General features: G+C 72.8%; 5 protein-coding genes. 2 read left to right on the forward strand and 3 right to left on the reverse strand.

Features of this window, described 5'->3' with window-relative positions:
* Positions 1-311 (reverse strand): nitrilase-related carbon-nitrogen hydrolase (locus ABWK99_RS13055; RefSeq protein ID WP_372595138.1); only part of this gene is annotated, 311 nt, incomplete at its 3' end.
* A gap of 51 nt (positions 312-362) precedes the next feature.
* On the opposite strand from ABWK99_RS13055, the gene glnA reads away from it, so the two are divergent.
* Positions 363-1,700 carry a type I glutamate--ammonia ligase gene (gene glnA, locus ABWK99_RS13060; RefSeq protein WP_372595139.1) on the forward strand — a complete coding sequence of 446 codons (1,338 nt, stop codon included), beginning with the start codon at positions 363-365 and terminating at the stop codon, positions 1,698-1,700.
* A gap of 7 nt (positions 1,701-1,707) precedes the next feature.
* Positions 1,708-4,740, forward strand: a complete 3,033-nt coding sequence (locus ABWK99_RS13065) for a bifunctional [glutamine synthetase] adenylyltransferase/[glutamine synthetase]-adenylyl-L-tyrosine phosphorylase (protein WP_372595140.1) — start codon at positions 1,708-1,710, stop codon at positions 4,738-4,740.
* A gap of 23 nt (positions 4,741-4,763) precedes the next feature.
* Here ABWK99_RS13065 and ABWK99_RS13070 read toward each other — a convergent pair whose 3' ends face one another.
* Both ABWK99_RS13070 and ABWK99_RS13075 read right to left on the reverse strand, forming a co-directional pair.
* Complete coding sequence (locus ABWK99_RS13070) at positions 4,764-5,195, reverse strand: CoA-binding protein (protein WP_372595141.1); 432 nt, start codon at positions 5,193-5,195, stop codon at positions 4,764-4,766.
* 4 nt (positions 5,196-5,199) lie between these two features.
* A partial coding sequence (locus ABWK99_RS13075) for an ATP-binding protein (RefSeq protein ID WP_372595142.1) occupies positions 5,200-5,488 on the reverse strand: 289 nt, incomplete at its 5' end.

The following is a 5,488-nucleotide window of genomic DNA, read 5'->3' on the forward strand; positions in this document are numbered from 1 at the left end:
GTCACGGCGCGATTGGTCGCTCGGCCGTCCGGGGACCGTCCGAGGGTGCCGAGGACGACGACGAGCTCACCGAGGCCGCGCCCCAGCAGCTCCTCGGCGAGCCGGTACAGGGAGCGGTCGGCCGCCCGGGCGAAGGAGTCGCGCAGGGCGAGGTCCTCGATGGGGTAGCCGGTCAGCGTCATCTCCGGCAGGACGACCAGATCGGCCCCGGCCTGGGCGGCCCGCGTGCACCACTCCAGGACCTGCGTCGTGTTCCGGCCCAGGTCGCCCACACGGGCGTCGATCTGAGCCAGAGCGATCGTCATCGGCATGGCTCAACCCTATCCGCGCGACCATCGCCCTCCGTGCGGCAGGATGGGGCCATGGACAGGCAGCAGGACTTCGTACTCCGCACCGTCGAGGAACGGGACATCCGCTTCATCCGTCTGTGGTTCACGGATGTGCTGGGGATGCTGAAATCGGTGGCCGTGGCCCCGGCAGAGCTCGAGTCGGCGTTCCGCGAGGGCATCGGCTTCGACGGGAGCGCCATCGAGGGGCTGACCCGCGTCTACGAGGCGGACATGCTCGCCAAGCCCGACCCGTCGACCTTCCAGGTCCTGCCCTGGCGCGGGGACCACCACGGCACGGCGCGGATGTTCTGCGACATCCACACGCCCGACGGTGAACCCTCGCTCGCCGACTCGCGGTACGTCCTCAAGCGCGCGCTGGCGAAGGCCTCGGACCAGGGGTTCACCTTCTACACGCACCCCGAGGTCGAGTTCTACCTGTTCGAGGACCCGGCCGACCCGGAGAAGCCGCTCGTCCCGGTGGACTCCGGCGGGTACTTCGACCACGGCCCGCGCGGGACCGGCCACGACTTCCGGCGCGCCGCCATCACGATGCTCGAGTCCATGGGCATCTCGGTGGAGTTCTCCCACCACGAGGCCGGCCCCGGCCAGAACGAGATCGACCTGCGTTACGCGGACGCCCTGACGACGGCCGACAACATCATGACCTTCCGCACGGTGGTCAAGGAGGTGGCGCTCGAGCAGGGGATCGTCGCCTCCTTCATGCCGAAGCCGATGGCGGAGTACCCGGGCTCGGGCATGCACACGCACCTCTCGCTGTTCGAGGGTGACCGCAACGCCTTCTACGAGCCCGGCGCCCCGCTCGAGCTCTCCGCCACGGGGCGCAAGTTCATCGCGGGCCTGCTGCACCACGCTGCCGAGATCACGGCCATCACCAACCAGTACGTGAACTCCTACAAGCGGCTGTGGGGCGGCGCCGAGGCGCCGTCGTACATCTGCTGGGGGCACAACAACCGCTCCTCCCTCGTGCGGGTCCCGATGTACAAGCCGGGCAAGGGCAACTCGAGCCGGGTGGAGTACCGCGCGCTGGACTCGGCAGCGAACCCGTACCTCTCCTTCGCCCTGCTGCTCGCGGCGGGGCTCAAGGGCATCGAGGAGGGCTACGAGCTGCCGGAGGGCTCCGAGGACGACGTCTGGGAGCTCACCGACGCCGAGCGCCGGGCCCTGGGCATCCGACCGCTGCCGTCCTCCCTCGACCAGGCGATCGAGATCATGGAGACCAGCGAGCTGGTCGCCGAGACGCTCGGCGAGCACGTGTTCGACTTCGTGCTGCGCAACAAGCGCGACGAGTGGAACGCCTACCGCTCGCAGGTGACCGCATTCGAGCTGAAGCGGTACCTGCCGGTGCTGTGAGCCCGCGATGAGCGAGTCCGCACCGCAGTCCCGGCGCACCGGGAGCCTGCGAGGAGTGCTCACCCGCGCCGGGTTCACCGACCCGGAGCGGGCCGTCGACCTGCTCGCGGACCCGGACCTCGTCGCGCTGCTCGGTTCGGTCGACGAGACCCCTCCCTTGGCCATGGCGCTGTCCAAGGCCGCGTCGCCGGACGACGCGCTGCTCGCGGCGACCCGGCTGGCCGCCACTCCGGGCCCGGAACGGGCCACGGTCCGATCCCTGCTCCGTACCGACGGGCCGGAGCGGGACACGCTGATCGCCGTGCTCGGTGCCTCCTCCGCGCTCGGGGACCACCTCGTGCGCCACCCGGATGATCTCGACGCCCTCGCCGAGCCGAGCCCGATCGGGACCTCGGGCGAGGTGGTCCGCGCGGAGCTCCTGGGAGCCGTGGGAGCCGATCCCGAGGCGGAGGTCCCGGTCGCCACGATCACGGGTCAGCGGGGGACCGACCTCATGCGCCGGGCGTACCGGCGACGTCTGCTCGCGATCTCGGCTGCCGACCTGACCAGTGCCGAGCCGCTCTCGCTCCTTCCCTCGGTCGGGTCCGCCCTCGCCGATCTCGCCTCGGCCGCCCTCGAGGCCGGTCTGGCCCTGGCACGGGCGGATCAGGTCGACCACGGCGCGGGGGTCCGGCTCGCGGTGCTGGGCATGGGCAAGACGGGTGGCCGGGAGCTCAACTACGTCTCGGACGTCGACGTCATCTACGTCGCCGAGCCGGTCGAGGGCACCGCGGAGCAGGCAGCGCTCGCCTCCGCGACGCGCCTCGCCACCGGGATGGCGCGCGCATGCTCTGCCGCCTCCGGCGAACCCGCGCTGTGGCCCGTGGACGCCGCGCTGCGCCCCGAGGGCAAGAACGGTCCCCTCGTGCGGACCGTGGCGAGCCACAAGGCGTACTACGAGCGCTGGGCCAAGACCTGGGAGTTCCAGGCCCTGCTCAAGGCCAGGGTGGTCGCCGGTGACCGGGAGGTCGGCGCCCAGTACCTGGCCGAGATGTCGCCGATGGTGTGGTCGGCCGTCGAGCGGGAGAACTTCGTCGAGGACTCCCAGGCGATGCGGCGCCGGGTCGAGCAGCACGTGCCCGCGGCCGAGGTCGACCGTCAGCTCAAGCTGGGTACCGGCGGGCTCCGCGACGTGGAGTTCACCGTCCAGCTCCTCCAGCTGGTGCACGGTCGCTCGGACGAGTCGATCCGCAGCCCCCACACCCTCTCCGCGCTCGCCGCGCTCTCCTCGGGTGGCTATGTCGGGCGCGACCACGCGGGTCGGCTCGCCGTCTGCTACCGGTTGCTGCGGGTCCTCGAGCACCGCATCCAGCTGCACAAGCTCAGCCGCACCCATCTCATGCCGACAGCCCCCGGGGACCTCAGGCGCCTGGCACGGTCGATCGGCCTGCGCGACGAGGCCGAGGTGATGGAGCGCTGGCGCACCGCGCGCCGGGACGTGCGGCGCCTGCACGAAGAGCTCTTCTACCGTCCGCTGCTCCCCGCCACGGCCAGCCTGAGCCGTGACGAGGTCGCCCTGGCGCCCGAGGCGGCCCGAGCCCGACTGCTCGCCATCGGCTACCGCGACCCCGCCGGGGCCATGCGGCACATCACCGCGCTCACCGAGGGGCTCAGCCGGCGGGCCGCGATCCAGCGGCAGCTCCTGCCCGTCCTGCTCGGCTGGTTCGCCGAGGGTGCGGACAGCGATGCCGGCCTGCTCGCCTTCCGACGGCTCTCGGACGAGCTCGGCACCACGCACTGGTACCTCAAGCTGCTGAGGGACTCCGGGGTGGCAGCGCATCGCCTCGCCCGGGTGCTCTCGACCTCGCGCTACGCGGCCGACGCGCTCGCTCGCTCACCGGAGTCCGTCGCCTGGCTCGACGACGACGGCGAGCTCGCCCCGCGGGACCTCGCGCGACTGTCGGGAGAGGCCGACGCCCTGCTCGCCCGCCAGGAGGACGCCAAGGTCGCCGCCACGCTGCTGCGGGCGCTGCGCAGGCGCGAGCTGGCCAGGACAGCCGTCGGCGAGGTGCTCGGCAGCACGGACCTCGTGTCCGGGGCGGCCGCGCTCACCGCCGCGGCCGAGGTGGCGCTCTCCGGGGTCCTGCGCATCGCCGAGTTCGAGATGAGGCACGGACCCGAGGGGACCCTCACCCGGATGAGCATCATCGCGATGGGTCGGCTCGGCGGGGCCGAGCTCGGCTACGGCTCCGACGCGGACGTGCTCTTCGTCCACGACCCGCTGCCGGGAGCCGACGAGTCGCGTGCCCAGGCCCAGGCCACGGCGATCGCGACGCGGGTCCGCGCGCTGCTCGGCGAGGTCGGGGCCGAGCCCGTGCTGGAGGTCGACGCCGACCTGCGCCCCGAGGGGCGCAACGGACCGCTGGTGCGCACCCTCGGCTCCTTCGCCGAGTACTACGGTCGCTGGTCCGCGCCGTGGGAGAGCCAGGCCCTGCTCCGTGCCCGTCCGGTCGCAGGGGACCAGGACCTCGGAGACCGCTTCGTCGCGCTGATCGACCCGGTGCGCTACCCGCAGGGCGGAGCCTCCCCGACCGTCGTCAAGGAGGTCAGGCGGCTCAAGGCGCGGATGGAGGCCGAGCGCCTGCCCCGCGGGGTCGACCCGAACCGGCACCTCAAGCTGGGCCGGGGCGGTCTGTCCGACGTCGAGTGGACGGCTCAGCTGCTCCAGCTCCAGCACGGTTTCGAGGTCCCAGCGCTGCGGACCACCTCGACGCTCGGCGCGCTCACGGCGGCCCATGACGCAGGCCTGCTCGACGAGCAGGACCTCGCGATGCTCGACGAGGCCTGGCGGCTCGCCTCAGGGCTGCGCAACGCCGTGGTCCTCTGGACGGGGCGTACCGGCGGGGCGACGGCCGACGTGCTCCCGCACGACCGACGCGAGCTGCTCGGGCTGGCCCGCCTGCTCGGCCATCCTCCTGGCACGCCCGTCGACCTCGCCGACACCTACCTCCGGGTCGCGCGTCGGGCCCGAGCGGTGGTCGACAGGGTCTTCTACGGCTGAGCCGTGGTGCCCGGCTCGCGGACTCAGCGGAGCGGGTGCACCCCGAGCCGCGGACCCTCGATCTTGGGGCACACGTCCGTGACCAGGACGAGACCGGCCTCGACCGCCCGGCGTTCCGCCGCGGCGTCGTGCACGCCGAGCTGGAGCCAGACGGCCTTCGCGCCGACCTGGATCGCCTCGTCGATGACCGCCCCCGCGCGATGGCTCGCGACGAACACGTCGACGACGTCGATGCTCCCGGGCACCTGGGTCAGCGAGGTGTAGCCCTGCTCGCCGTGGACCGTCTGGGCCGCCGGGTGAACGGGGACCGTCGTGTGGCCGAGCGACTGGAGGTAGGCCGCGACACCGTACGCGGCGCGCGCGGTGTTCGTGGAGAGCCCGACGACCGCCCAGCGCGCGGGGGTGGCCAGCAGGGTGGTGAGGACCTCGTCGGGGGTGGGTGCTGTGCTGCTCATGGCCTCAGCGAAGCACATCCGGGCCTGGGACCTGCACCTCGGACGGGGCGGTGGGGGTGGCCGGCACCGTCGACTCGTCGGCTACCGGGAGCGTGAGTCGGAAGGTCGCCCCGGAACCGGGCCCGGGAGACATGGCCGTCAGGTCCCCGCCGTGGTCGCGCGCCAGGCCCCTGGCGATCGTCAGGCCGATACCGGAGCCGTCGGAGCGGCGGGCCGCACCCCCCGGGGCCCGGTAGAAGCGCTCGAACACCCGCTCGAGGTCCTCCGGTGCCAGGCCCACCCCGGTGTCGGAC

Source organism: Actinotalea sp. (assembly GCF_041597215.1).
GTDB lineage: Bacteria > Actinomycetota > Actinomycetes > Actinomycetales > Cellulomonadaceae > Actinotalea.